Origin of the sequence: Streptomyces sp. DH41 (assembly GCF_029813785.1) — a bacterium.
GTDB lineage: Bacteria > Actinomycetota > Actinomycetes > Streptomycetales > Streptomycetaceae > Streptomyces.
In genome coordinates, this window is record NZ_JARVKY010000030.1 from 64,455 (window position 1) to 89,941 (window position 25,487).

The following is a 25,487-nucleotide window of genomic DNA, read 5'->3' on the forward strand; positions in this document are numbered from 1 at the left end:
GAAGTCCCCCCGGCTACTTGAAGTACCTGCTGAGCTCGGAAGCGGGCATCTCGGTCCCGTCCCGCCTCGTGATCTCGGCGGCGATCTCCGCGTCGTCGTTGGCGTGCAGCTTCTTGCTGAAGTCCAGGTGGTTCGAGATCTGCGCGCAGGCGTGACGTACCGCCTTCACCTGGCTCTCCCAGACCGTCAGTGTCGTCATGAGCTCGTCCCCCATGGCGAAGTTGGACCTGGACAGCGCCGAAGCGGCCTGGTGGGTGGAACCGGCGTGGTCGGAGTTCATGCCGGCCCCGGCGATGTCGACCTTCTTCACGAGCTCACCGTGCAGGACGAACGCGTCGTGCCCCACAGCGCCGAGGTCGTCCTGCCGTGCGACCAGGTCTGGACCGCCGCCCGGCCCCGCGCCCTGCGCCGGTGCCTGATTCAGTCGGGTGTGGGTGGTCGGCCGGTCGGCAGCCTGGGCCTTCGCCTGTTCCCATTCGTCCCATGCCATGCACTCGCTCCTCAGACGGCGTCGGCCTCCGGATCCACCGGACCGGACCGAAGGTAGTGGACGCTCATGAACCACGACAGCGACTTCACAGCCATCACGACGACAGGATCGAACGCTTGCGCGTGCCTCGTGCGGTACTTCGACGGTCTGGTGTGGAACATCGAACGCCAGGTCGTTGCGGGCCCGCCCGACGGTCCTTGATTCGCCGGTGTTTCGTGGACACAACCGGCCGGCGTCAGCTGTCCGGCCGGCCTCGGGGAGCGCGCCGGGGCGAGTCGTCGTCATCTTGTGGCACGTCGGTAGGGGTTCCCGTCGTGCGCGTTGACTTGGCCGACGTGAGGCGTACGGGGCGGCTCGGTAGTCGTCGAGGTGGGGTCGACTCGCGCGCCCAGTCCGACCCTCGGTCACATGCCGGTGACTGGCAGAGGGAGTACGTGTCCGGCTGTCTGGGGCTACTGCACTTGGTCCGCCAGCGCCGAGGTCAGGTCGCCGACCTGCTCGGAGGTCAGGGACGTGCGTCCGGTTCGCCCGGTGCCGACCAGGAGGGCGGCGTGCCCCTCGCCGTCGAGCTTCAGCCGTACGGAGGCGACGTTGCCGCTGTCGGTGATGACCACCTCTCCGACCTCGGTCTGCGCGACCTTGTCCACGTAACTGACCAGGTCGTCGTTGTCTGCCGCGGCCAGCGAGGAGACCACCGGCGCCAGCGGGGCGATCCCGCTGGGCTCACGAGTGGCGAGGGTGTGCACCTGTACGTCTTCCTCACCGACGTGGAACGTACAGCTCACCAGGGCACCAGGGTTCTCGGCCAGCGGGTCCCCGGCCGCTGCGCGCTTTCCACCCTCGGCCGTGGCGACGGGTTCGTCACCGTCCTGCACAGGTCCGGGCCCGGTATCCGGTTCCAGGCCCGCGGTCTTCGCGGCCTCGGCCATGTCGTACGGCAGCGGGCAGGTGCTCGCCCCGTCGTCCGGAACACCGTCGGCGGTTTCGGTCAGGCTCTTCAGACTCAGCGACTCCGTGCTGCTCTCGCCCTGACACCCCGTCACCAGAGCGGCTGCGGTCAGAGCGGCCGCGACCGCGAACCGGTGTCGTGGGTGTGTCATGTGCCGTTCCCTCGGGCTTTCGGTCGGGGGCTTGGTCAGGAGGTTGCCGTGGAGCAGCCGAGCCGCTTGCCGGCGACGTCGACGAAATCGTCGTACAGGTCCCGCGAGTTCGGTGTGCCGGGCCTCTCGAGGGCGGAGGTGTAACCCTGGTGCACTTCCATGGAGAAGCACGTGGGGGTGCCCGCGCAGTCGGCGACCACGTGACGGGGATCGAAGCCCGAGACCTGGAGGCCGGCCACGCGCGGTTGCTCCGTGAACCTGGGCGAGGAACGGATACCGGCGACGATGCGCGGCTCCTGAGTCACCGCGTAGGTGGCGTAATCGGCGACCTCGCACGACCAGGTGGGACCAGCGCTGTCCTGGACCGTCTCCGTTGCGTTGGCTCGGCCCCGTGTCTGACCGGGGAACGTCAGGCCCGCGAGGCCGCACACCGTGCCCTCCTGGACCTGGCGCGGCTCTGGGCTCGAGTCGAGGGTGTCCGGCGTGGTCAAGGGCTTCTCGGCCGCACAGCCCCCCGCTCGACGGTGTTGTTGGCGACCTCGGTCAGGAGCCGGGCGAGTTTCACCGGATCCGAGTCTTCCGGGGCGTATCCCTCGATGATGGCGGGCCCGTCCTGCGTTGTGCAGGCGCCGGGCAGCAGGACCCAGCCGTGGTCCGAGCCCACCGCACCAGTCGCACTGCCGGAGAAGAACGACACCGTGGCCGGGCTGGGCCAGCGGCCGTACTCGCTGAAGGGGAAGTCTCCGCGCTCACGGCCCCCCGAGATCCTCATGTACTCGGTGTCCGACCCCAGGAGGAAGGACGAGCTCTCCACTGTGCAGGTGAAGTCGAGCTGATCGCTCGGCGAGTCGTTCAGACCGTCCCGGTCGGAAAGACGGCCGGACTCCACAGGTGCGCACCTGCCGCCAGCACGACGACCGCCAGGGTGACTGCGATGCTTCCCCGTCGGAGACGTGCCTGGCTGTTCTTGGCCGTCATCTCAGCTTTCCGCAAGCGTGACGTCAGGGCAGGAATACAGATCGGCCGCAGAGGCAACGAAGTTGTCGAACGTGTTTCCGCGGACCTTCGAGACCCGATCGTGATTGTCCGAAAGAGCGCTGGCGTACTCCCGGTTCCAGTGAGCGGCGAAGTACACGTCACCTTCAGCGCAGTGCAGAACGGCTTGGTCGACGGCGGCGATACCGTGGCTGTTGGGCAGCTTGCGGAAACCGTGAGTGTCCTGAAGGACTGCGTCGACCACGTTCTGGTCAGAGGTCGCCGTGAAGGAGACGGCGGCCCCGACACTGCCGGCCAGGGTCAGATCACATGCCCACACGTCCTTCGTGCCCTTGCTGATCTGCTCCTGACCGGGTTCGGCGACACCGGTGAGCACGGCGTCGTCGGGCAAGGAGAAGCCCGGCAGTCCGCACACCTTTCCGACGTCCGTTGTGCGCATACCATCGGGTGCGGCGAGCTCTGGTGACTTCTCCAGCGGCGGGGTGGCGCACCCGGCGTCCGCGGCAACCCTCTGGGCGGCGTGAGCCAGAAGGAGTGCCAGTCCTTCTGGGTCGGCCTGGCCCTTCGTCACGGTGGCTTCGACGGCGGACACGCCGTCGTCGTCGGGCGGGATGACGCGGGTTCCCCGTATGTTGCCCACCTTGTCCCAGCACGACTTCGGCAGGACGACGTACCCCCCGGTAGGAGCCACGGCTCCGGTCGTCTCGCCCTTGAGGTAGGAACGTGCGCCGGGGTTCTTCCACACATGAGTGGTGTAGGGAAAGGGCCCGTCCTCGTTTGCGGTCGTCAAGGTGACTTGCTGGTCCGTGTTCCCGAGGAAGCGACTGGTGCGCTCGATTACGCATGTGAATTCCGGCTCGCCGGGGGAGCTTTGCAGGCGCCCTTCCGAGACCCGGCCCGAGGAATTCAGGGCACTCTGTGCGTCCCTGGACTCAACCCGTTGGTCGCAGAATGATGGCGACCCCAGCACATTCGTGTTCTGCCATATGTGCGTAGAAACAAGAGCACTGACGGCAACCAGCGTTCCCGCAGTGATGAGCAGTGATTTCTTCCTACGTGGGTTGGGGGGCATGTGTGTATTTCCTTGTCTCGGGCCTGGACTCAGCGGGACCGCAGAGCTTCGTACGCGGTCTGCCGTCCGGAAACATAGCTCTGCTGGGCCTCGCCGGCGGCGTCCTCAGCGATCTCTGGGGCCAGGCTTCGGTCCGCGCCCCACCTGTCGAAGTAGCGGTCGATGTTGTCTTGCGCTACGTCGTTGCTCCGGTTCAACTCCTCTTTTGCCAAGGAACCCTCTTCTGCCTGTACTCCCGCCAGCCAGTTGTTGAGAGAGACGTCCACCAGGCGTTGAGACATGTCCCCTACTATCGGAATGTTGGTGATCATTCCGCCACCGATGTGGTAGCCGTAGAACCGTGTATCAGTTGCCTCGGAGATCTTGTCGTCGTGCACGTCCATCTTTACGTCACCGCCGACGGCGTTAAGGGCACCGGTGACTTCGCCATACTTGCGGGCCTCGTTCAAGGCAGCGGTAGCGTTCGGGAAATCCTTGTCCATCATTTGCTCGGACATGTAACCCTGTTGTGCATGATAAATGCGCTCGAAGTTTTGGACATCGTCTGCTTCCGATACGCCACGCATCATGCGTATCAAGCTGCTGCGGCTGTTCTGAATCTGGGACTCGTCGCCATTCTCGTAGACGTCCGCCTTGCCGGCGCGACCGCCCGGGGCGTCTCCGTTGATGGTCTCCACAACATCCGGTGAGTAGTCGGCAAGTACCTGGGAGAGGGGGGAGCGCAAGGAGGCGTACTCGTCACCGGCCAGCAACTCGTCAGCCTTCCCGGTGCGTGGCTCCTTCTTGTCCTCGCCGAACGTGCCATCAGCGTGTCCGTAGTCCAGAAGGTTGACCGTGTCGTGCATGACACGGGCCTGCGCGGCCGTGTGGCGACCGAATTCGTTTCCTTCGGCACCCGCTACGTTGCCCGTGGCACCTGCCGCCAGGGCGAGCCCCAGTCCTGCTCGTACGTCCTGGTCGAAAGTGTCCTCACCCGTTACCTGGACCTTGCCCTGCCATCGAGTGGTGTCGACATGGTCCCAGTCCCGCTCCGTGAGCAGGTACGAGAGATTGTCGTTCTTTCCGTCGGGACCGGGATCGAGGTAACTGGTGGCCGTGCCGGGGTCCTTGGCCATGATGCCCAGTACGCCGTCGAGCGGATCGTTCGCGAACCAGCCGTCGTCCTTTCCGCTGAAGCGGCCACTTAGATCCCATACATCGGGGTCCCCGCCCTGCTTCTTGTCCTCGACAGCTCGGATGTCGGTGGCCAGGTCTTTGAGGAACTGCCCGGAGTATCCGTTCCCTTCTTGCATCAGAGTGACCAGGCTCTGGTAGCCACGTACTTGTTGGCCGTGTCCGACACCGACCGAAACCTTCTGAGAGGCGACGTCGAGATCGAATTTCTGGACACCGGCCCGCTGCATGTCGGTGCGGAACTTCTTGTAGAAAGCGGAGTCGGGGTTCTTCGTTGCCGTCGCCAGAGAGTTGGCCAATCCCTCCTGAAGATCGGCGAACGTTCTCTTGTTCTTTCCGCCGTGGCTGAGCGTGCTGAGCCGGTTGGTGAGCTCTATGGTCCCCGAAGCGCCCAGACCGTTGAGGAGGGTTTGAGTGAATTCTTTACTCTTGGCGTTGTCGCGGAAGGCGCGGTCGAGTTCGGCGAGTTCGGTGGCGGGGACCTTTTCGCCTCCCGCCAGCCGGGTGGCGATGTCCTCGGCGTTCTTGGCCTCGTACTTCTCGATGTCGCCCTTGGCCTGGCCGTTGAAGCCGTTGAACGTGCCGTCCTGGAGGTTCGAGTCGACGACGACGGCGGTGAAGGCGATCTCGACGCCCTTGTCGGCGTCGGTGGTGTCCTTGACGAGCTGGTCGATGCGGTCCTGCCAGGAGCGGACGCTCTTGCGGACGCTTTCCTGGAAGTCCGGGTCGTGACGGTAGGCGTTGCGGGTGCCTTCGTCCAGGAGCTGTGTGTCGTAGGAGACCCGGCCTTGGTCGGACACCTTCATGCCGGCGACGACGGCTTCCTGGCGGGCGGTTCTGAGTTTGCCGCGCAGGTCGGTGAACTGGGTATGCGCGTCGCGCAGGAGGGAGGCGATGGCCTTCGCCTCGGTCTGGGCGCTCTGGTATTCCGTGAGAGTGATGTCGAAGCGGCGGTTGGCGGCGTCCGCGCTCAGCCCCTGCCAGGACGGGCCCATGGATATGCCGTGCACGTCCCGCTCGTAGGCCTTCTCCTGCTTGCTGAACTCCTTGGCCATGTCGTCCCAGCCGTCGGCCGCCGTGGTGAGCGTGGCCAGGTCGGTCGTCATGATCTCGTGGTACGTCGGCATGGGTTCCCCGTGGTGCGCGTTGCGTGAACGGTCGAAGGCGGCAGCGGACGGCTCAGAAACCGTCGAGGCTGGACGACTTGCGGATGCCCTGCCCGATGCCGAAGTCGGTGTTCTGGAACAGGATGGTGGTGCTGCGCAGGGCTTCCTTCTCGGAACCCAGGCGGTTCATCAGGTTCTGCACCTGCTCGCCCCAGGTCTTGTGCGCCTTCTTCAACGCTCCTGAGGTGACCCACCCGTCACCGTCCTTGGCGGCGAACGCCTTGACCGCCGTACCAGTGTCGTCGTCGGCCCGGTCACCGGCCTTGCGGGTGTCGGGCTCGAGGTGGTCCTCGATGGCCTTGGCAGCGGCCTTCTTCTGCGCGGGACTGGACGCCAGGTCCTTCCGGCCGCCTCCCGGACCCGGCAAGCCTCCCGAATCAGCCGGATACTGGTTCAACCGCATCCCGACCGGTTCCCCGGTCCCGCCGCCGGACCGCTCTCCGACAGGCTCCACCATCGCTCACTGCCCCCGTACGATCGATCTACGTGCGCACGTCACGCTACCAACGTGGCGGATTCTCGTAAGTCAGCAGGGGAGTCCCCCCACACTGCCGACGATGGCCGCTGACGACCGGGGCGCCGAGCCTACGTTCCCCGAGGGGCGTACGGGGCGGTCCTCCACCGACCTGCCCGCCCCCGCAGACGCCCGCCGGCGCTGATCCCCTCACGGAACACTTCCCTGGTCGGAAGCCATCGGCCTGCGGGAGAACGGCACTGGTCCCCTTGACGAAGTCGACGTACGCCCCGCTGCCGCCGTATCCGTCGCGCGTCGACACCCTCTCCAGCGGGCGGGCAGGACGTCCTCGCTGACCTGGCACCCGTCCGAGGTGGGTGCCGCCGCCGCGATGGCCGGTTCCGGCCCCTCGATCCCCACATCCCCCCGTCCAGGCCGTCAGCGCGGACCGCCCTCGGCCCTCAGAACGACTCCTCCGCCACGATTCCCGTCTGCACCAACGGCCGCCCCCGCCGCCGGGAGACGAACACGCCACGTCCCGCGGGCATCGGCCGCGGCCGTACGCCGCCCAGTACGTCACCCTCGGCCGGATCGCCCGCCAGGACGACGCCCTGGGCGCCCAACTCCTTGATGCGCTGCATGAACGCCTCGTAGGAGGCACGGCTGGCGCCGGCGGTGGAGCGCGCGATGATGAAGCGCACGCCCACGTCGCGGGCGAACGGCAGAAGTTCCGTCATGCCGCTGAGCGGGTTGCCGCTCGACGTGGCGACGAGGTCGAAGTCGTCGATGACCACGTACACCGTCGGCCCCTGCCACCAGCTGCGCTCCCGGAGCTGCTGGGCGGTCACGTCGGCGCTGGGGGTGCGGCGCCTCATCAGGTCGGCCAGGGCCTCCATGTGGTGTTCCATGGCGTTGGACATCGGGATGTACTCGGCGAGGTGGGTGTCCGGGGTGACGCCCAGCAGGGAGCGCCGGTTGTCCACGACGAACAGCTTGCACTCGTCACCGGAGTAGCGCGTCGTCAACTGCTTGATCAGCAGCCGGAGCAGGTTCGACTTGCCGGACTCGCTGTCGCCGAAAACGAGGAAGAACGGGTCCTGCTCGAAATCGACGAAGACGGGCTCCAGATTGTCCTCGTCGAGCGCGAAGGCGATGCCACGCCTCGGGAATCGGTTGCCCGGGGGCAGTTGCTCCGCCGGGAGCTCGCGCGGCAGCAGCCGGACCTTCGGCGCGCCAGGCGCCTGCCAGTGCCGGGACACCTCGGACGCCAGCGCGGCGGTGGCCTCCGCCAGGTCCGTGTCGGAGGTCAGGCCGTCGATGCGCGGCACCGCCCCCATGAAGTGCAGTTTCTGGGGCGCCAGGCCGCGACCGGGCACCCCGGTGGGGACGTTCGCGGCCACCTTGCGGTCCAGCTCGGAGTCCATCGTGTCGCCGAGCCGCAGCTCCAGCCGGTTCAGCAGGTTGTCCTTGAGCGCGGACCGCACCTCCATCGAGCGTGAGGCGGAGAGCACCAGGTGGACGCCGTAGCCGAGACCGCGGGCGGCGATGTCGAGGATCACCTGGTCGAGTGCCTCGTACTCGGTGCGGAAGTTGGCCCAGCCGTCGATCACCAGGAAGACGTCGCCCCATGGCTGGTCGGTGACCGAGATGTCACCGCGGGCGCGCCGCGACCGGAACTCGGCGATGGAGGAGATGCCGGAGGACCGGAAGTACTCCTCGCGGCGGGTCAGAATGCCGTAGACCTCCGCGACCGTACGCCGCACCTTCTCCGGGTCCAGTCGTGAGGCGATGCCGCCGACGTGCGGCAGCCCGGCCACCGCGGCCATGCCTCCACCGCCGAAGTCGAGCCCGTAGATCTGCACCTCGTGAGGTGTGTGCGTGAGCGCGAAGGAGCTGATCAGCGAGCGCAGCAGTGTCGACTTGCCGGACTGCGGACCGCCGAGGACCTGCATGTGGCCCGCGGCTCCGGAGAAGTCCACCCACAGCGGGTCACGGCGCTGCTCGTACGGCTTGTCGACGATGCCGACGGGGACCACGAGCCGGCCGGCCCCCTCGTACCCGGGCTGCGTCAGGCCCCTGCCCTCCACGGCGGTGAGCCCGGGCAGCAGCGCGTCCAGCGACGGCGGGCTGTCCAGCGGCGGCAGCCACACCTGGTGGGCCGCCGGGCCCTGCGCCTCCAGCCGGCGCACAACGACGTCCAGCACGGTGTCCGCCAGCGCGTCGTCCACCTCGCCGGCCCCGTCCGCCGAGCCCTCTCCCTGCCGGGGCACCGGCACGTACCGCACCGGTACCTGAGCCGCCGTGAACAGTACCGGCCGTCGGTCCAGCGGCAGCAGGCCGTCTCCGGCACCGGCCCGGGGCGCGCCCGAACGATGGACGCCGGAGACGTACGCCGCCTTGAAGCGGACCATCTCGTCGGTGCCGTACTTCAGGAAGCCGGACCCGGGTACGTTCGGCAGCTCGTAGGCGTCCGGCACGCCCAGCGCCGCCCGGGACTCGGCGGCGGAGAAGGTGCGCAGACCGATGCGGTACGAGAGGTACGTCTCCAGGCCGCGCAGCCGGCCCTCCTCCAGGCGCTGCGAGGCCAGCAGCAGATGCACGCCCAGCGACCGGCCGATGCGGCCGATCTGCACGAACATGTCGATGAAGTCGGGCTTCGCGGTCAGCAGTTCGCTGAACTCGTCGATGACCAGCAGCAGTGAGGGAATGGGCTGGAGCGGCGCGCCCGCCGCGCGGGCCTTCTCGTAGTCGTGGATGTTGGCGTAGTTGCCCGCGTCGCGCAGCATCTCCTGGCGGCGGTTGAGTTCGCCACGGATGGAGTCGCCCATGCGGTCGACGAGGGTGAGGTCGTCCGCCAGGTTGGTGATCACGGCCGCCACGTGCGGCATCTGTGCCATACCCGCGAAGGTCGCGCCGCCCTTGAAGTCCGCCAGGACGAAGTTCAGGGTCTCGGAGGAGTGGGTGACCGCGAGCCCCAGCACCAGCGTGCGCAGCAGTTCCGACTTGCCGGAACCCGTGGCGCCCACGCACAGACCGTGCGGGCCCATGCCCTCCTGCGCCGCCTCCTTGATGTCGAGCATCACCGGTCGGCCGTCCTCACCCACACCGATCGGCACCCGCAGCCGCTCAGCCTGCGACCGCGGCCGCCAGGTACGCCGGGTGTCGACGGACGCGGCGTCGCCCAGGTTCAGCAGGTCCGTGAACTCCAGGTTCGCCAGCAGCGGCTCGTCGTCGTCGCCGCCCGAGGCCATCCGCAGCGGCGCCAACTGCCGGGCCAGCGCCTCCACGGACTCGTACGACAGGACGTCGGGCGTTCCCTCGTAGACGACGCCGTGCGCCGACTCCAGGCGCAGTGAACGCGGCTGTACGAGGACGGAGAGGTCACCGTGCGCACCGGCCGGCTCGCCCTCGGCCAACTCGACGACCGTCACTCCCTGCAGGCCTTCTGGATTCGCCAGCACGGAATCCGCAGGGAGCGAGACGCCGTCGAGGACGACGACGATGTGGGGGGTCTCCGGCAGGGGCGCGGCGTTCGGATGGAAGCGGGGACGTCCGGTCAGCCGCGCCGCCAGGAGATCCTCGAGCTCACCGGCGTCGCCGCTGATCAGACGGCGGGAGCCGGCGCCGTCCGCGACACCCGGCAGCTGCGCGTGCGGCAGCCACTTGGCCCACTCCCAGTGGTGCGCCGCCTCCCGGCTCGCCGCGACCGCGACGATCAGGTCCTCGGGGGAGTGCAGGGAGGCCAGCGAACCGGTCAGGGCACGGGCGGTGGAGCGTACGGAGCCCGGTTCCCCGCCGAGCGTGACGTGGTAGAAGGCGCGCAGGGAGACCGCCATCGGCAGGTCGTCCAAGGTGCTGTGGGTGTCGACGAAGCGCTGCATCGCGCCTGCCGTCAGCGGCTCCAGCTGGTCGACCGGTCCCGTCTCGGGAGCGATCAGCGGGGTGGCCAGCGACTGAGCACCGAGACCGATGCGGACCTGCGCGAAGTCCTCGTCACCCGGTCGCCGTTCCCATACCCGGCTGCCCTCGGCGACCAACGCCCACAGCTGCTCCGGGGAAGGATGCAGGTAGTACTGGGCGTCGCGCTGCGACTTCGCCGTCTCCAGGGTGGTCCGGCGGATCTGCGAGAGATAACTCAGGTAGTCGCGGCGCAGATCGGCGAGCTGACCCTGGGTGCCGCGACGGAAGCGGACCACCATCGCGATCGACATGGCGATCGTCGACGCGATCATCACCATGCCCATGATGCGCATGAACGGCTGCCCGCTGGTGAAGAAGAAGACCACCGAACCGCCCATGCCGAGCGTCGGCAGCAACTGCATCAGCACGCCTTCTTGCTGCCCCCGGGGCATCTCGGGGGGCGGCTGCACGACGACGTCGCCCGCGGGAACCCCCGGCGGCAGCGCTCTCGGCGGACGCTTCACGACGATCTGGCTCACTACTCACCAATCCCCTTGCCGGCCCGCCGGATTTCCGTCCGCCACCCCGTGTCAGGCGGACGAGGGCCGCCGCGCGATCCTACTGATCTCATCACACGCCGGTGGACGGTAGGGTGCCGGATGTTCGCGTGAGCACACGCGAATTGACCGGATGTATGGGGCATTCCGTGCGGTGTGGCGCGGTACGGCGGCTCAAGGGCCGGTCGTACGGCCTCCCATACGTTCCGGACGGCTCCGATCCGCGGTGAACACCGGGGAGAGGGGCGCAGGAACTTCACACCACGGACACAGTACTGAGGGGGAGCAGCAGGTGAGCATGACGGCCTCCACGGCGGCCAGCGACACGGGCGGACCGGGCCAGGCAGCCCCTTCCGGGGCGTTGACGGGCCTCGGATTCTGCCGGGTCACCATCGTCGCGCCCGACAGCCGGATCGATGTGGCGCTGCCCGACGACGTACCGGTCGCCGACGTCTACCCCGAAATCCTCCGGCTCTCGCGCCAGACGGCAGCGGAGGGCGCCCCGGTCGGCTACCACCTCGTTCGCCGGGACGGCACCGTGCTGGACAGTTCCCGGTCCTTCACGGCGCAGCGCATCCTCGACGGCGAGCTCCTCACCCTCCGTCCCTTCTCCGAGTCGCTTCCGCCGGCCGTCTTCGACGACGTGTCCGAGGCCGTGGCCTCCGCGGTGACCCACGACCGCTCCCTGTGGCACGGCGACCTCACGCGCGCCGCGGGCCTCGTCGGCGGCGGTGTGCTGCCCGCCCTGCTCGCGTTCGTCGCCTGGAACGCCGACCCGAGGCACGACATGCACGGCCTGCCCGGCATTCTCGCGTGCATCGCCGGGGTCCTCCTCCTCGTCCTGGGCTGCGTCCGTGCCCGTGTCTACGACGACCGGGCCGCGGCCATCGCGCTGGGCCTGGGCGCGCTGCCCAACGTGGGTGTGGCGGGCTCCGGCCTGCTGTCGCTCTCCGAGGGGCAGGGCATCGGCAAGCTCCAGTTCCTGCTCGCCTGCGCGGCCGTTCTGGTGGCCTCGGTGATCCTGGCCCTGTGCTCCCCGCGTGGCGACGGCCCGTTCGTCGCCTTCGTCACCGCCTCCGCCCTCGCCCTGATCGCCACTTTCGTGGCGCTTCTGAGGGACTGGACGCCGGCCGAGATCGCCGCTCTGTGCGCCCCCGTCGCAGTCGGTGCCCTGGCCTTCCTGCCGGGGATGTCCATGCGCTTCGCGCGGCTGCCCATCGGCTTCGAGGCACCCAACGCCACCTCGCGCAGCTACGGCACCGACCCCGAACCCCACGAACCGGTCGACGCCGAGCGCATCGAGGCCCAGGCCCGCCGAGGCCATGAACTCCTCGTCGGCCTGGTCGGCGGCTGTTCGCTGCTCGCTCTCGGCTCCGCCCTCGTGCTCGGGTTCTCCGACGGCCTCTGGGCGCAGCTGCTGGCCCTGGCCACCGGAATCGCCCTGCTCATGCGCGCGCAGCTGTTCCGCTACACCGCGCAGGTCTCCACCCTCGTGGCCGCGGGCCTCGGCTCGCTGGTCGCCCTGGGGCTCGGCCTCGCGATCAACGCGCCGAGCGCCCTGGTCCGTGACGCGCTGGCGGGGGACCGGACCGACCTGGACATCCGTACGGTCTGGCTGGTCGCGGCCATCGCGGTGGCGGCGGCGCTGATCACCGGCATCGGCCTGGTGGCCTCGCGCAGCGGACTCACGCCGTTCTGGGGCCGCTTCCTGGAGATCGCGGAGGGCTTCTTCCTCCTGACCCTGGTGCCCTTGGCCCTCGCCGTCTTCGACGTGTACGCGTCCGTGCGGTCGATGACCGGCTGATCGCGCCCAGCATCCCGGGGTACCGCGACCGGCTGATCGCGCCCAGCATCCCGGGGCACCGCGACCGGCTGATCGCGCCCACCATCCCGCGGCACCGCGACCGGCTGATCGGGCTCACCGCCCCATGGCACCGCGACCAGCCGATATACGGCCTGCCCAGCGGGGCGACCAGCCGATATACGGCCTGCCCAGCGGGGCGACCAGCCCACGTCCTGCCCGGCCGCCCTACCGGCCCACGTCCTGCCCGGTAGGGCGGCCGGTCCACGTCCTGCCCAGCGGGGCGGCCGGTCGGTGCGACCCGGCGCGGCGGCCCCATTCGAACCGGCGGAAAGGCACCCGAGTGAGTTTCGGTCCACCCCCTTCCATGCAGCCTGAGGCCAACCCATCGGCTCCGCCCGCACCGCGGGGCAAGGGCACCGCACGCAAAGTGCTGATGGGTGTGCTCGCGGTCGTCCTCGTGGCGGCTCTGGGCACGGGCGGCTGGCTGCTGTGGGGCGATGGAAGCGCGGACGACCACGGCTCCGGCACAGCGCGACCCACACAGGCCCAAGGACGGCTCGACGTCCGCGAAACAGTCGAGAAGCGGCCCGCGAGCACCCTCGGCGAGATGGCCTTCCGGTTCTCCCTGGACGACATGAAGCCCGGCGAGCACAACGAGATGCCAGGCATGTGGGCCACCGACAAGATCCTCGCGAAAGGCATCAAACGGACGGTCGCCGGCTTCCGCATCGGCACCGACGCCGACGTGGGCGACGAGGCGTGGAAAACCCGCCTGGGCGGCCCGATCTGCGGTTACACCCGTCACGTGACCGGTGACAACCGTACGGCCGTCCTCTTCCGGGAGAGCGACCAGGAAGACGCCTACTGCAACCACGTCGCCTTCCTCGACCTCGACGACGGCCACCAGGTCTGGGCACACGACTTCCCCGTGTCCGCGGCGGGTCCCTCACAGGACACTCCGGACAGCGCCGACACCCAGGACAGGCCGAGCGTGACCCTGACCCACGGCACGGTCGTCGTGACCTGGGGCGGTGGCACCGTCGCCTACGACATGGACCGGGGAACGAAACGGTGGAACACCACGGTCGCGGGCCGCTGCCAGGACATGGGCGCCGCCGGCGGACGCGCACTCGTCATCCGTGAGCAGTGCCTGAGCGCCGACGAGACCCCGGTCGACGTGTACTGGCAGCGGAACACGTTCAAGGTGCGCGAGGTGGACCCCGCCACGGGGCGGGCCCTCTGGTCGTACTCGGCGCCCAAGGGGATCCGCACTCTCAGCGTGCCGTCCACGGATCCGGCCGTCGTCGCCGTGTCGTCCGGCGAGATCGGGCTCACCGAACTCATCTCCCTGGACGGCGAGGGAAAGCACCGGGCCACACTCAGCCTGGGCAACGACACCTACGTCGGCGAGTGCTTCGACGGCGACTACCTCGTCATCGACTACTGTCCGACCATCGCCGTCGGCGCGGACCAGGCCTTCCTGCGCAGCGAGGACCAGCAGGAGAAGCAGATCTCCAACTGGGTCATCGGCTTCGACCTGGCGACCGGCAACACCACGACGAAGTTCGACTCCGGCCCCGGCGCACTGCTCTACCCCTTGCGGATGAGCGGCGACCAGCTCCTCGCCCTGCGCCTCAGCAACGACCACGTGGCGCCGAACACGCTGGTCAGCCTGGACCCCCGTACGGGCAAGGAGACCCCGTACTTCTACTTCGACGTTCCGATCGAGGCCGACACGCTCACGACTCCGGACGTCAACGACGTCGTCGTCCAGAACGGGCGGATCTTCTTCGGCGCCCGGGCCGCGATCGGGCCCGGCGCCGACGGGAACAAGTGGGTGTACCTCGTTCTGGGCATCGGCAGCGTGGCCGAGAAGCCCTGACGGGCCCCACTCCCGCCCGGCATCACTCCGAGCCGGACCCGTCCCCCCGCCGCGCCGGCTCCAGGTCGAACTCGCCGTCCCGCGCGCCGAGCACGAAGGCCCGCCACTCCGCCTCCGTGTAGCGGAGTACGGTGTCCGGGTCGAGCGACGACCTCATGGCGACGGCGCCGTCGGGGAGGTAGGCGATCTCGACCCGTTCCTCGTGTTCCTCGGTGCCGGGCGCGCTGTGCCATTCGACGCCGGAGATGTCGAGGGAGTAGAGCTCGTCCCTCTCCCGGTCCTTGCGCGCTCGGAGTTCCTTGTCCTCGGCGTCGGCCATCGCGGCTGCGGTCCTTCCTGCTGTCCCAACGAACGGTTCGGCTACCCTACTTGCTGCCGTTGTTCCAGGTCAGCGGTTCGCCGATGTGAGTGCCCGGCACGAGTGACGTCCCCGTCGCCCCTTGACACATCGACCCCGCCGGGCCGCGGAAAGGGCGGCCCGTCCAGGCTGGTACGCTGTGTGACGGCCGCTTGTGTACGCACCCCCGGAGCCAGGAGCCCCGGAGGACGCGCCCAGCGGATCCTCGCCTTCCGAGTCATGGAAGATCTCCCGAGACGTAGACCGGGGGCACTCGGTGGGCACGCACAGACCAAGAGGAGTACGCGTGTCGCTCGACGCCGCAGTGAAGAAGCAGATCATCACCGAGTTCGGTACCAAGGAGGGCGACACCGGCTCCCCCGAGGTCCAGGTCGCTCTGCTGTCCCGTCGGATCTCCGACCTGACCGAGCACCTCAAGACCCACAAGCACGACCACCACTCCCGTCGTGGTCTGCTGATCCTGGTCGGCCAGCGCCGCCGGCTGCTGCAGTACCTCGCCAAGAAGGACATCCAGCGCTTCCGTGCGCTGGTCGAGCGCCTCGGCATCCGCCGCGGTGCGGCGGGCGCCAAGTAAGACGCCGTGAAGGGAGCGGTTCCCACCGTTGGGGGCCGCTCCCTTTGCTGTACGTGCGCTCTGTCGCCACCGCTTTGTAGTGTGGTAGCAGAAGAACAAGACGCACGACGTACACGACGTACGACACGACGAACGAAAACGAGGAGAAGCGCGCCTAGCCGCCGCCGGTCCTCGGTAGTGGCCCCCGGGGGAAGAACCCGGGTGCTTCGATCGAAGACCGGCCCGCATTGCACGGAGCGCTTCTCCGCCACCGTCCCCCCGCCACACGGGCGAGGAGGGACGAAGACGAGGAGAAAACACTAGTGGAGAACGAGACCCACTACGCCGAGGCCGTCATCGACAACGGCGCGTTCGGCACCCGCACCATCCGCTTCGAGACGGGCCGGCTGGCCAGGCAGGCCGCCGGTTCCGCCGTGGCGTACCTGGACGACGACACCATGGTGCTGTCGGCCACCAGCGCCTCCAAGAACCCCAAGGACCAGCTCGACTTCTTCCCCCTCACGGTGGACGTCGAGGAGCGGATGTACGCCGCCGGCAAGATCCCCGGCAGCTTCTTCCGCCGTGAGGGCCGGCCGTCCGAGGACGCCGTCCTCACCTGCCGCCTGATCGACCGCCCGCTGCGCCCGTCCTTCAAGAAGGGCCTGCGCAACGAGATCCAGGTCGTCGCCACGATCATGGCCCTCAACCCCGACCACCTGTACGACGTCGTGGCGATCAACGCCGCCTCCGCGTCGACGCAGCTGGCCGGCCTGCCCTTCTCCGGCCCGATCGGCGGCGTCCGCGTCGCGCTGATCCGCGGCCAGTGGGTGGCCTTCCCGACGCACACCGAGCTCGAGGACGCCGTCTTCGACATGGTCGTCGCGGGCCGCGTCCTGGAGGACGGCGACGTCGCGATCATGATGGTCGAGGCCGAGGCCACCGAGAAGACCATCAAGCTGGTCGAGGGCGGCGCCGAGGCGCCCACCGAGGAGGTCGTCGCCGCCGGTCTGGACGCCGCGAAGCCCTTCATCAAGGTGCTGTGCCGCGCCCAGGCCGACCTCGCCGCGAAGGCCGCCAAGCCGACCGGCGAGTTCCCGATCTTCCTGGACCACCAGGACGACGTCCTCGAGGCGCTCGACGCCGCCGTCCGCCCCGAGCTCAGCCAGGCGCTCACCATCGCCGGCAAGCAGGAGCGCGAGGCCGAGCTGGACCGCGTCAAGGCGCTCGCCGCCGAGAAGCTCCTGCCTCAGTTCGAGGGCCGCGAGAAGGAGATCTCCGCCGCGTACCGCTCGCTGACCAAGTCCCTGGTCCGTGAGCGCGTCATCAAGGAGAAGAAGCGCATCGACGGCCGCGGTGTCACCGACATCCGCACCCTGGCCGCCGAGGTCGAGGCCATCCCGCGCGTGCACGGTTCCGCGCTGTTCGAGCGTGGCGAGACCCAGATCCTGGGCGTCACCACCCTCAACATGCTCCGCATGGAGCAGCAGCTGGACACCCTCTCGCCGGTGACCCGCAAGCGCTACATGCACAACTACAACTTCCCGCCGTACTCCGTCGGCGAGACCGGCCGCGTCGGCTCCCCGAAGCGCCGCGAGATCGGCCACGGCGCCCTCGCCGAGCGCGCCATCGTGCCGGTGCTGCCGACGCGCGAGGAGTTCCCGTACGCGATCCGTCAGGTGTCCGAGGCCCTCGGCTCCAACGGCTCGACGTCCATGGGCTCGGTCTGCGCCTCCACCATGTCGCTGCTGAACGCCGGTGTGCCGCTGAAGGCCCCCGTCGCCGGTATCGCCATGGGCCTGATCTCCCAGGAGATCAACGGCGAGACGCACTACGTCGCCCTCACCGACATCCTCGGTGCGGAGGACGCCTTCGGCGACATGGACTTCAAGGTCGCCGGCACCAAGGAGTTCGTGACCGCCCTCCAGCTCGACACCAAGCTGGACGGCATCCCCGCCTCCGTCCTGGCCGCCGCCCTCAAGCAGGCCCGTGACGCCCGCCTCCACATCCTCGACGTGATGATGGAAGCGATCGACACGCCGGACGAGATGTCCCCGAACGCGCCGCGGATCATCACCGTGAAGATCCCCGTCGACAAGATCGGTGAGGTCATCGGCCCCAAGGGCAAGATGATCAACCAGATCCAGGAGGACACGGGCGCCGACATCACGATCGAGGACGACGGCACCATCTACATCGGTGCCGCCCAGGGCTCGCAGGCCGAGGCCGCCCGCGCCACGATCAACGGCATCGCCAACCCGACCATGCCCGAGGTCGGCGAGCGCTACCTGGGTACGGTCGTCAAGACGACCACCTTCGGCGCGTTCGTCTCCCTGCTGCCCGGCAAGGACGGTCTGCTGCACATCTCGCAGATCCGCAAGCTGGCCGGCGGCAAGCGCGTGGAGAACGTCGAGGACGTCCTCGGGGTGGGCCAGAAGGTCCAGGTCGAGATCGCCGAGATCGACTCCCGCGGCAAGCTCTCCCTCATCCCCGTGATCGAGGGCGAAGAGGGCAGCGAAGAGAAGAAGGACGACGCCGACCAGTGACGTCCCGTAGCGCCAAGGCGACGGCCCGCACCTCCTCGGAGGCGCGGGCCGTCGCCCGTACCCAAACCCTGATCAAGGGCGAGCACGGCATCGGCACGGTCCGCAAGACCACCCTCCCGGGCGGCCTGCGCATCGTCACCGAGACGCTGCCCTCGGTCCGCTCGGCGACCTTCGGCATCTGGGCACACGTCGGCTCCCGCGACGAGACCCCGGCCCTGAACGGCGCCACCCACTACCTGGAGCACCTGCTCTTCAAGGGCACCCGGGGGCGCAGCGCCCTGGACATCTCCTCCGCCATCGACGCGGTCGGCGGCGAGATGAACGCGTTCACGGCGAAGGAGTACACGTGCTACTACGCACGCGTACTCGACACCGACCTGCCGCTCGCCATCGACGTGGTCTGCGACATGCTGACCGGTTCGCTGATCCGCGAGGAGGACGTCGACGTCGAGCGCGGCGCGATCCTCGAGGAGATCGCGATGACCGAGGACGACGCCGGCGACTGCGTGCACGACCTGTTCGCGCACACCATGTTCGGCGACAACGCCCTCGGCCGCCCCGTCCTCGGCACGGTCGACACGGTCAACGCCCTCACCGCCGACCGCATCCGCCGCTTCTACAAGAAGCACTACGACCCCACGCACCTGGTGGTCGCCGCGGCCGGCAACGTCGACCACAACAAGGTCGTACGCCAGGTCCGCGCCGCCTTCGAGAAGGCCGGCGCCTTCCGGGAGCCGGTGGCCGCGCCCATCGCCCCCCGCGACGGCCGCCGCACCCTGCGCACCGCCGGCCGTGTCGAGCTGATCGGCCGCAAGACCGAGCAGGCCCACGTCATCCTCGGCATGCCGGGCCTGGCCCGCACCGACGAGCGCCGCTGGGCGATGGGCGTCCTCAACACCGCCCTCGGCGGCGGCATGTCCTCGCGTCTCTTCCAGGAGGTCCGCGAGAAGCGCGGCCTGGCCTACAGCGTGTACTCGTACACCTCGGGCTTCGCCGACTGCGGCCTCTTCGGCGTGTACGCGGGCTGCAGGCCCTCCCAGGTGCACGACGTGCTCCAGATCTGCCGCGACGAACTCGACCACGTCGCCGAGAACGGTCTCACCGACGACGAGATCGGCCGCGCGATCGGCCAGCTCCGAGGCTCCACGGTCCTCGGTCTGGAGGACACCGGCGCGCTGATGAACCGTATCGGCAAGAGCGAGCTGTGCTGGGGCGAGCAGATGTCCGTCGACGACATGCTGGCCCGGATAGCCTCGGTCACGCCGGACGACGTCCGCGCGGTCGCCCGCGACGTCCTGGGACGACGGCCCTCTCTGTCGGTCATCGGCCCACTGAAGGACAAGCAGGCGGCCCGGCTGCACGACGCCGTCGCCTGACCCTCCCGGTTTCTCGGTAAGGAAGCGAACACAACATGAGCAAGCTGCGCGTGGCCGTCCTCGGCGCCAAGGGCCGGATCGGCTCTGAGGCGGTACGGGCGGTCGAGGCCGCCGAGGACATGGAGCTGGTCGCCGCCCTCGGGCGGAACGACAGCCTGGACACGCTGGCCGAGACCGGCGCCCAGGTCGCCGTCGAGCTGACCACCCCCGCCTCGGTGATGGACAACCTCGACTACTGCGTACGCCACGGCATCCACGCCGTCGTCGGCACCACCGGCTGGACCGACGAGCGCCTCGCACAGCTGAGGACCTGGCTCGACGGCTCCCCGGAGACGGGCGTGCTCATCGCGCCCAACTTCTCCATCGGCGCCGTGCTCACCATGAGGTTCGCGCAGCTCGCCGCCCCGTACTTCGAGTCCGTCGAGGTCGTCGAGCTGCACCACCCGAACAAGGTCGACGCCCCCAGCGGCACCGCCACCCGCACCGCACAGCTGATCGCGGCGGCCCGGCAGAAGGCAGGCTCCGCTCCGGCGCCCGACGCCACTGCCACCGCCCTGGACGGCGCCCGCGGCGCGAACGTCGACGGGGTCCCGGTCCACGCGATCCGGCTGCGCGGCCTGCTGGCCCACCAGGAGGTCCTGCTGGGCGGCGAGGGCGAGACCCTCACCGTCCGGCACGACTCCCTGCACCACAGCAGCTTCATGCCCGGCATCCTGCTGGGCGCCCGCAGGGTGGTGACCACTCCGGGCCTCACCTTCGGCCTGGAGCACTTCCTGGACCTGAACTGAGACCCGAACCGAGCCCCTGACCCCCATGCGCGCGAAAATCTCCTACGTCATCACGGCCGCCGTCCTGGTCTTCTACTTCGCCCTGGCCGGCAGCCGCGGTGTGCTGCTCATCGGCACCGGCACACCGCTCACCGTGACCTTCGGCGTCGCGGTGCTGATCCTGCCGGTGATCGGCGTGTGGTTCCTCTGGAAGAACACCCAGTTCGTCCGCAAGGCCAACCAGCTCGCCGCCGAACTCGACGCCGAGGGCGGACTGCCCGTCGACGAGCTGAAGCGCACCCCCAGCGGCCGCGTCGACCGGGAATCGGCCGACGCGGTCTTCGCCCTCCGCAAGGCCGAGACGGAGGATGCCCCCGGCGTCCGTCGGCGCGCGCTCAGCCCCGCCGGTACTCGCCGGCCCACGCCTCCACGGCGTCGGCCGCCCGGTCGAAGGCCTCGTCCCGTCCGAGGAAGTCGGCGTTGTGCGTCGTCAGCAGCGCGGGCCCGGTCTCCGTGGACCGGCCCTGCCGGACGAGGAGCAGTGCCTGTCCCTGCACCGTGCGCGGCAGCCCGAGCCAGCGCACCGGCTGCTGCACCGTGCGCACCCTGGCGACCTGCTGCCAGGTCATCGTGCGCGTGCTGAAGAAGCTCACATGACGCACTCCGTGCGCGCTCACCCACGCCCCCATGCGCAGCAGCCGCAGGGCACAGGCGATCATGACCACCGCGACGCCGAACACCACACCGGCGGCGGACAGCGAGTCCGTCGCCGCGATGATGATCGCCGAGAACAGGACGAACGAGGCGAGCAGCAGCACCAGCGCCGCCACCCCCACGCGCCACGGCCCCGGCCGGTAGGGCCGGCGCCAGAGGTCGCGGTCGTCGTGCGGCAGCGCGACATCGTCGGTGGTGTCGAAGGCGCGGTCGGCCGTCAGGAAGGACAGGGGCACGGCTGGTCCTCACTCGTTCCATGGCGTGGGTTGTGCCCGGTGAGGCTACCGACCTGTGTCCCCGGTCACCACCCTCGGGGGTCCGGATGGAGGCAGGACCGGCCCCGCGACGCCATCAGCGCCGGTCGGAGGCCTGCGACGGCTGTTTGTGCGAGGCGGGCTGGTCGGCCGACAACGCGGGCATCCCGATCACCAGGGAACCCACTATCCCGGCGACGACGGTGAGGCCGAGCAGCCAGCGTCCGGCCAACTGGCCGAAGGACGCCCGCTCGCGCGGCGGGGGTGTGACATTGCTGCGGAACCTGTCGGCTTCGGCGACGAAGGCGAACGGCACGGGTTCACGCCGGCGGATCATGGAGGCTGCGTCTCCCTTCCGGGATGAAATGTTTCGCTGTTACTCATACAGACGAACGAACAGCCCGTCGGGTGCCCTGTTTCACCGATTTCATCGCGGCACCGCACCGAACGCCCCATTCGACGGACCGATGGCCGGCGAGCCGTAGAGTGGCCTCGCCAAGCGACAAGATGGGAAGGCCCTGCACCCGTGACCGACACCCCCGCCGACGACCTCAAGATCGACCTCCGCAGCGACGTCACCGTCGAGCTGGTCAAGAGCAGCGCCACCGACTCCGACGTGCTGTTCGCCGCCCGCGTCTCGACCGTCGGGGAGCAGTCCCTGGACGAGCTGAAGAAGGACCCGGAGCGCTCGAAGGGCCTGATCAACTACCTCGTTCGGGACCGGCACGGCAGCCCCTTCGAGCACAACTCGATGACCTTCCTCATCAGCGCCCCGATCTTCGTCTTCCGCGAGTTCATGCGGCACCGCGTCGGCTGGTCCTACAACGAGGAGTCGGGCCGCTACCGGGAGCTCCAGCCGGTCTTCTACGTGCCGGGCCAGGACCGCAAGCTGGTCCAGCAGGGCCGCCCGGGCAAGTACGTCTTCGTCGAGGGCACCACCGAGCAGCACGACCTGGTGAGCCGGTCGATGGAGGACTCCTACCGCCAGGCCTACCGCACCTACCAGGAGATGCTGGCCGCCGGCGTCGCCCGCGAGGTGGCCCGCGCGGTACTCCCCGTCGGCCTGTACTCGTCCATGTACGCCACCTGCAACGCACGCTCGATGATGCACTTCCTCGGTCTGCGCACCCAGCACGAGCTGGCCAAGGTCCCCTCCTTCCCGCAGCGGGAGATCGAGATGGTCGGCGAGAAGATGGAAGAGGAGTGGGCACGGCTCATGCCGCTCACCCACGCCGCCTTCAACGCCAACGGTCGCGTGGCGCCGTAACGCGCCTGCGGCGCCCGGTCGGGCACAGATGTGCGCATCAGTCGCGCGAGGTGTCCGTATTGCGGCATTTGGAGAAGTTCATCTAGCCTGATCAAAGGGACCCGGCACTGCTTGAACCCCCGAGCAGGCAGTGCCGGGCTCCACTCCCGGCCCGACCTGCCGCCTCCCCCGAGGGCAGACCCCGCCCTGAGCAACGAGTAGCGTGTAACCCATGGCTCCGACCTCCACTCCGCAGACCCCCTTCGGGCGGGTCCTCACCGCCATGGTCACGCCCTTCACGGCGGACGGCGCACTCGACCTCGACGGCGCGCAGCGGCTCGCCGCCCACCTGGTGGACGCAGGCAACGACGGCCTGATCGTCAACGGCACCACCGGCGAGTCCCCCACCACCAGCGACGCGGAGAAAGCGGACCTCGTACGAGCCGTCCTGGAGGCCGTCGGCGACCGGGCACACGTCGTCGCCGGAGTCGGCACGAACAACACCCAGCACAGCATCGAGCTGGCCCGCGCCGCCGAGCGCACCGGCGCACACGGCCTCCTGCTCGTCACGCCGTACTACAACAAGCCCCCGCAGGAGGGCCTGTACCAGCACTTCACGGCCATCGCCGACGCCGCCGAGCTGCCGGTCATGCTCTACGACATCCCCGGCCGCAGCGGCGTCCCGATCAACACGGAAACCCTGGTCCGCCTCGCGGAGCACCCGCGGATCGTCGCGAACAAGGACGCCAAGGGCGACCTCGGCCGCGCGAGCTGGGCCATCGCGCGCTCCGGTCTCGCCTGGTACTCCGGCGACGACATGCTGAACCTGCCGCTGCTCTCCGTGGGCGCGGTCGGCTTCGTCTCGGTCGTCGGCCACGTCGTCACCCCCGAACTGCGTTCCATGGTGGACGCGCACGTCTCGGGCGACGTACAGAAGGCATTGGAGATCCACCAGAAGCTGCTTCCGGTCTTCACCGGTATGTTCCGCACCCAGGGCGTCATGACCACCAAGGCCGCGCTCGCCCTCCTGGGACTGCCCGCCGGACCGCTGCGCGCGCCCATGGTCGGCCTCACGCCCGAGGAAACCGAGCAGCTCAAGATCGATCTTGCCGCTGGCGGGGTACAGCTCTGACAACAGACTTCGCACGACCGCACCACCGCCTGATCCGTACGAGCCACACAAGCCGAACAAGCGGTACTGGCCGTAGGACCGGACTTCACAACTGAATACGCGGGCCACCGGTGCCCGCACATCCATACGACAACTGCTTACGCACGAACGTCACGCGCGCCACGTGCCACCGGTACGTGGCGCGCGTGGTGAGGAGAGTCTTTTGAGTCATCCGCATCCTGAACTGGGCCGTCCCCCGGCGCTCCCCAAGGGTGGCCTGCGGGTCACACCCCTTGGCGGCCTCGGCGAGATCGGCCGCAACATGACGGTCTTCGAGTACGGGGGCCGTCTGCTGATCGTCGACTGCGGGGTGCTCTTCCCGGAGGAGGAGCAGCCCGGAATCGACCTGATCCTGCCGGACTTCTCGTCCATCAGGGACCGCCTCGACGACATCGAGGGGATCGTCCTCACCCATGGGCACGAGGACCACATCGGCGGTGTCCCCTTCCTCCTTCGGGAGAAGCCGGACATCCCGCTGATCGGCTCCAAGCTGACCCTCGCGCTCATCGAGGCCAAGCTCCAGGAACACCGCATCCGCCCGTACACCCTCGAGGTGGCGGAGGGGCACCGCGAGCGCATCGGTCCCTTCGACTGCGAGTTCGTCGCGGTCAACCACTCCATCCCGGACGCCCTGGCGGTCGCCATCCGCACCCCCGCGGGCATGGCCGTCCACACCGGCGACTTCAAGATGGACCAGCTCCCGCTGGACGGCCGCCTCACGGACCTGCACGCGTTCGCGCGGCTGAGCGAGGAGGGCATCGACCTCCTCCTCTCGGACTCGACGAACGCCGAGGTTCCCGGGTTCGTCCCGCCCGAGCGGGACATCTCGAACGTCCTGCGCCAGGTCTTCGCCGGCGCCCGTAAGCGGATCATCGTGGCGAGCTTCGCCAGTCACGTCCACCGCATCCAGCAGATCCTGGACGCGGCGCACGAGTACGGCCGCCGGGTCGCCTTCGTCGGCCGTTCCATGGTCCGCAACATGGGCATCGCCCGTGACCTCGGCTACCTGAAGGTTCCGCCGGGCCTCGTCGTGGACGTCAAGACGCTCGACGACCTGCCGGACAGCGAAGTGGTCCTGGTCTGCACGGGCTCGCAGGGCGAACCGATGGCCGCCCTGTCCCGCATGGCCAACCGGGACCACCAGATCCGCATCGTCAACGGCGACACGGTGATCCTGGCCTCGTCCCTCATCCCGGGCAACGAGAACGCGGTGTACCGCGTGATCAACGGCCTGACCCGCTGGGGCGCGAACGTCGTCCACAAGGGCAACGCCAAGGTCCACGTCTCGGGCCACGCCTCGGCCGGCGAGCTGCTGTACTTCTACAACATCTGCCGGCCCAGAAACCTGATGCCGGTCCACGGTGAATGGCGCCACCTGCGCGCCAACGCCGAGCTGGGCGCTCTCACCGGCGTCCCGCACGACCGCATCGTCATCGCCGAGGACGGAGTCGTCGTCGACCTCGTCGGAGGCAAGGCGAAGATCTCCGGCAAGGTCCAGGCGGGATACGTGTACGTCGACGGCCTCTCGGTCGGCGACGTGGGTGAGCCGGCCCTCAAGGACCGCAAGATCCTCGGCGACGAGGGCATCATCTCGGTCTTCGTGGTCATCGACTCGTCCACCGGCAAGATCACCGGTGGTCCGCACGTCCAGGCTCGTGGCTCGGGCATCGAGGACTCGGCCTTCGCCGCGGTACTCCCCAAGGTCACCGAAGTACTGGAACGCTCGGCCCAGGACGGTGTCGTCGAGCCGCACCAGCTCCAGCAGCTCGTTCGCCGGACGCTCGGCAAGTGGGTCTCGGACCAGTACCGACGCCGGCCGATGATCCTCCCCGTCGTCGTGGAGGTCTGACGGGCCGTCGGACCTCCGACAGCGCCAACCTGGAGCGGGGCGCCTCGATTTGCATCGAGGCG

The 25,487-nt window shown here is 68.9% G+C and carries 21 protein-coding genes; 11 read left to right on the forward strand and 10 right to left on the reverse strand.

Annotated features, from left to right (window positions below):
• Positions 1-13 precede the first annotated feature (13 nt).
• The 8 genes from QC283_RS34330 to eccCa all read right to left on the reverse strand — a co-directional run bounded on the left by QC283_RS34330 (position 14) and on the right by eccCa (position 10,890).
• On the reverse strand, positions 14-490 hold the full coding sequence (locus QC283_RS34330) for a hypothetical protein (RefSeq protein ID WP_279565678.1): 477 nt from the start codon (positions 488-490) through the stop codon (positions 14-16).
• A gap of 452 nt (positions 491-942) precedes the next feature.
• The gene (locus tag QC283_RS34335) at positions 943-1,590 is read right to left on the reverse strand and encodes a hypothetical protein (protein WP_279565679.1); all 648 of its coding nucleotides are present in this window, start codon (positions 1,588-1,590) and stop codon (positions 943-945) included.
• Between the two features lie 35 nt (positions 1,591-1,625).
• Positions 1,626-2,081, reverse strand: coding sequence for a hypothetical protein (locus tag QC283_RS34340; RefSeq protein WP_279565680.1), 456 nt, complete (start codon positions 2,079-2,081; stop codon positions 1,626-1,628).
• Positions 2,078-2,479, reverse strand: a complete 402-nt coding sequence (locus QC283_RS34345; protein ID WP_279565681.1) for a hypothetical protein — start codon at positions 2,477-2,479, stop codon at positions 2,078-2,080. The genes QC283_RS34340 and QC283_RS34345 overlap by 4 nt, the downstream gene beginning before the upstream one ends.
• A gap of 90 nt (positions 2,480-2,569) precedes the next feature.
• On the reverse strand, positions 2,570-3,376 hold the full coding sequence (locus QC283_RS34350; protein ID WP_279565682.1) for a hypothetical protein: 807 nt from the start codon (positions 3,374-3,376) through the stop codon (positions 2,570-2,572).
• Between the two features lie 311 nt (positions 3,377-3,687).
• Positions 3,688-5,958 (reverse strand): DUF6571 family protein, encoded by a 2,271-nt coding sequence (locus QC283_RS34355; protein ID WP_443032733.1) that lies wholly within the window; start codon positions 5,956-5,958, stop codon positions 3,688-3,690.
• 52 nt (positions 5,959-6,010) lie between these two features.
• Positions 6,011-6,364 (reverse strand): hypothetical protein, encoded by a 354-nt coding sequence (locus QC283_RS34360; protein ID WP_336620681.1) that lies wholly within the window; start codon positions 6,362-6,364, stop codon positions 6,011-6,013.
• Between the two features lie 548 nt (positions 6,365-6,912).
• Positions 6,913-10,890 carry a type VII secretion protein EccCa gene (gene eccCa, locus QC283_RS34365; RefSeq protein WP_279565685.1) on the reverse strand — a complete coding sequence of 1,326 codons (3,978 nt, stop codon included), beginning with the start codon at positions 10,888-10,890 and terminating at the stop codon, positions 6,913-6,915.
• Positions 10,891-11,206: 316 nt separating this feature from the next.
• Here eccCa and eccD point away from each other — a divergent pair, with 316 nt between their 5' ends.
• On the forward strand, positions 11,207-12,712 hold the full coding sequence (gene eccD, locus QC283_RS34370) for a type VII secretion integral membrane protein EccD (protein ID WP_383531706.1): 1,506 nt from the start codon (positions 11,207-11,209) through the stop codon (positions 12,710-12,712).
• Positions 12,713-13,076: 364 nt separating this feature from the next.
• Positions 13,077-14,594 carry an outer membrane protein assembly factor BamB family protein gene (locus QC283_RS34375; protein WP_279565687.1) on the forward strand — a complete coding sequence of 506 codons (1,518 nt, stop codon included), beginning with the start codon at positions 13,077-13,079 and terminating at the stop codon, positions 14,592-14,594.
• A gap of 22 nt (positions 14,595-14,616) precedes the next feature.
• On the opposite strand, the gene QC283_RS34380 is transcribed toward QC283_RS34375, so the two are convergent.
• Positions 14,617-14,913, reverse strand: a complete 297-nt coding sequence (locus tag QC283_RS34380; RefSeq protein WP_279565688.1) for a DUF397 domain-containing protein — start codon at positions 14,911-14,913, stop codon at positions 14,617-14,619.
• A gap of 325 nt (positions 14,914-15,238) precedes the next feature.
• Here QC283_RS34380 and rpsO point away from each other — a divergent pair, with 325 nt between their 5' ends.
• The 6 genes from rpsO to QC283_RS39505 all read left to right on the forward strand — a co-directional run bounded on the left by rpsO (position 15,239) and on the right by QC283_RS39505 (position 21,049).
• A complete protein-coding gene (gene rpsO, locus QC283_RS34385; protein ID WP_019330982.1) occupies positions 15,239-15,526 on the forward strand; it encodes a 30S ribosomal protein S15 in 288 nt (95 codons plus the stop codon).
• A gap of 302 nt (positions 15,527-15,828) precedes the next feature.
• Positions 15,829-18,048: a polyribonucleotide nucleotidyltransferase gene (locus tag QC283_RS34390; protein ID WP_279565689.1), complete on the forward strand. Its 2,220-nt coding sequence runs from the start codon at positions 15,829-15,831 to the stop codon at positions 18,046-18,048.
• Complete coding sequence (locus tag QC283_RS34395; protein WP_279565690.1) at positions 18,045-19,424, forward strand: M16 family metallopeptidase; 1,380 nt, start codon at positions 18,045-18,047, stop codon at positions 19,422-19,424. The genes QC283_RS34390 and QC283_RS34395 overlap by 4 nt, the downstream gene beginning before the upstream one ends.
• Positions 19,425-19,459: 35 nt before the next feature.
• On the forward strand, positions 19,460-20,212 hold the full coding sequence (gene dapB, locus QC283_RS34400; protein WP_279565691.1) for a 4-hydroxy-tetrahydrodipicolinate reductase: 753 nt from the start codon (positions 19,460-19,462) through the stop codon (positions 20,210-20,212).
• Positions 20,213-20,237: 25 nt separating this feature from the next.
• Positions 20,238-20,834 (forward strand): hypothetical protein, encoded by a 597-nt coding sequence (locus QC283_RS39500; protein WP_336620682.1) that lies wholly within the window; start codon positions 20,238-20,240, stop codon positions 20,832-20,834.
• Positions 20,835-20,878: 44 nt separating this feature from the next.
• Positions 20,879-21,049, forward strand: a complete 171-nt coding sequence (locus tag QC283_RS39505; protein WP_336620683.1) for a hypothetical protein — start codon at positions 20,879-20,881, stop codon at positions 21,047-21,049.
• A 207-nt stretch (positions 21,050-21,256) separates the two neighbouring features.
• Here QC283_RS39505 and QC283_RS34415 read toward each other — a convergent pair whose 3' ends face one another.
• A complete protein-coding gene (locus tag QC283_RS34415) occupies positions 21,257-21,496 on the reverse strand; it encodes a hypothetical protein (protein ID WP_279565693.1) in 240 nt (79 codons plus the stop codon).
• A 189-nt stretch (positions 21,497-21,685) separates the two neighbouring features.
• On the opposite strand from QC283_RS34415, the gene thyX reads away from it, so the two are divergent.
• The 3 genes from thyX to QC283_RS34430 all read left to right on the forward strand — a co-directional run bounded on the left by thyX (position 21,686) and on the right by QC283_RS34430 (position 25,425).
• Complete coding sequence (gene thyX / locus QC283_RS34420; protein WP_279565694.1) at positions 21,686-22,426, forward strand: FAD-dependent thymidylate synthase; 741 nt, start codon at positions 21,686-21,688, stop codon at positions 22,424-22,426.
• Between the two features lie 211 nt (positions 22,427-22,637).
• Positions 22,638-23,537 (forward strand): 4-hydroxy-tetrahydrodipicolinate synthase, encoded by a 900-nt coding sequence (gene dapA, locus QC283_RS34425; RefSeq protein WP_279565695.1) that lies wholly within the window; start codon positions 22,638-22,640, stop codon positions 23,535-23,537.
• Between the two features lie 202 nt (positions 23,538-23,739).
• Complete coding sequence (locus QC283_RS34430; protein WP_279565696.1) at positions 23,740-25,425, forward strand: ribonuclease J; 1,686 nt, start codon at positions 23,740-23,742, stop codon at positions 25,423-25,425.
• Positions 25,426-25,487: the final 62 nt, after the last annotated feature.

What these genes read in the sequence shown, in the direction of transcription:
- QC283_RS34330 (WP_279565678.1), bottom strand. Translation starts at nt 490, where the DNA reads ATGGCATGGGACGAATGGGAACAGGCGAAGGCCCAGGCTGCCGACCGG.
- QC283_RS34335 (WP_279565679.1), bottom strand. Translation starts at nt 1,590, where the DNA reads ATGACACACCCACGACACCGGTTCGCGGTCGCGGCCGCTCTGACCGCA.
- QC283_RS34355 (WP_443032733.1), bottom strand. Translation starts at nt 5,958, where the DNA reads ATGCCGACGTACCACGAGATCATGACGACCGACCTGGCCACGCTCACC.
- eccD (WP_383531706.1), top strand. Translation starts at nt 11,207, where the DNA reads ATGACGGCCTCCACGGCGGCCAGCGACACGGGCGGACCGGGCCAGGCA.
- QC283_RS34375 (WP_279565687.1), top strand. Translation starts at nt 13,077, where the DNA reads ATGCAGCCTGAGGCCAACCCATCGGCTCCGCCCGCACCGCGGGGCAAG.
- QC283_RS34380 (WP_279565688.1), bottom strand. Translation starts at nt 14,913, where the DNA reads ATGGCCGACGCCGAGGACAAGGAACTCCGAGCGCGCAAGGACCGGGAG.
- dapB (WP_279565691.1), top strand. Translation starts at nt 19,460, where the DNA reads ATGAGCAAGCTGCGCGTGGCCGTCCTCGGCGCCAAGGGCCGGATCGGC.
- QC283_RS39500 (WP_336620682.1), top strand. Translation starts at nt 20,238, where the DNA reads ATGCGCGCGAAAATCTCCTACGTCATCACGGCCGCCGTCCTGGTCTTC.
- QC283_RS39505 (WP_336620683.1), top strand. Translation starts at nt 20,879, where the DNA reads ATGCGCAGCAGCCGCAGGGCACAGGCGATCATGACCACCGCGACGCCG.
- QC283_RS34415 (WP_279565693.1), bottom strand. Translation starts at nt 21,496, where the DNA reads ATGATCCGCCGGCGTGAACCCGTGCCGTTCGCCTTCGTCGCCGAAGCC.
- dapA (WP_279565695.1), top strand. Translation starts at nt 22,638, where the DNA reads ATGGCTCCGACCTCCACTCCGCAGACCCCCTTCGGGCGGGTCCTCACC.